General features: G+C 42.8%; 1 protein-coding gene. It reads right to left on the bottom strand.

All coding sequences use genetic code 11. From position 1 onward, the window contains the following. Nucleotides 1-673 (bottom strand): ABC transporter ATP-binding protein (locus KPX09_RS05480; protein WP_249549332.1); only part of this gene is annotated, 673 nt, incomplete at both ends.

The raw sequence follows: 673 nt of genomic DNA, 5'->3' as shown, positions 1-673 counted from the left end.
ATATTATTAAAGAATCTCACAAGCTTTACCACAGCGAGAGTATTGCTGGAGTGATGAAGGAGGATGGCGTCAGGCCTAATACATACAGCAACCCTAGAACCATCTAGGAAACCATCGGCATTGATAGAGCCTATGGTGAGGAATACTTTGCCATCATGCACTAGAGACTCAAAATAATTAAGCCTTCCAAAGAACCGAGCAAGATGAGCATCTTTTGGTGCGTTATATATTTCGTAGGGAGTACCCCACTGAACTATTTTTCCTTCTCGAACCACATATATCTTGTCAGCTATCTCCAAAGCCTCTTCAGGATCATGAGTAACTAACAGAACGGTGATATTCTCGGCCTTAATTACCGATAATACAGCTGTGCGTATCGACTCCCTTAGGATGGTATCAAGGTTAGAAAAAGGCTCATCTAGTAGGACAATTTCAGGATCCTGAGCCATGGTTCTTGCAATGGTAGCAAGTTGTTGCTGACCACCCGAAAGCATATGAGGATATGCGTCTTTGTGAGCAGCTATTTCCAGCTTTTCCAATACCTTCAAAGCATGCTTCATTCTCTTATCCTTGCTTTGTGCTTTTACTGCGAATGCTACATTCTCCACTATAGTTTGGTGTTGAAACAGCGCTGGGTGCTGGAAAATTAGTCCTACATTGCGGGATTCTGTTG

This window comes from Anaplasma phagocytophilum, from assembly GCF_023476575.1.
GTDB lineage: Bacteria > Pseudomonadota > Alphaproteobacteria > Rickettsiales > Anaplasmataceae > Anaplasma > Anaplasma phagocytophilum_A.
This window is presented reverse-complemented; position numbering and strand designations above follow the sequence as displayed.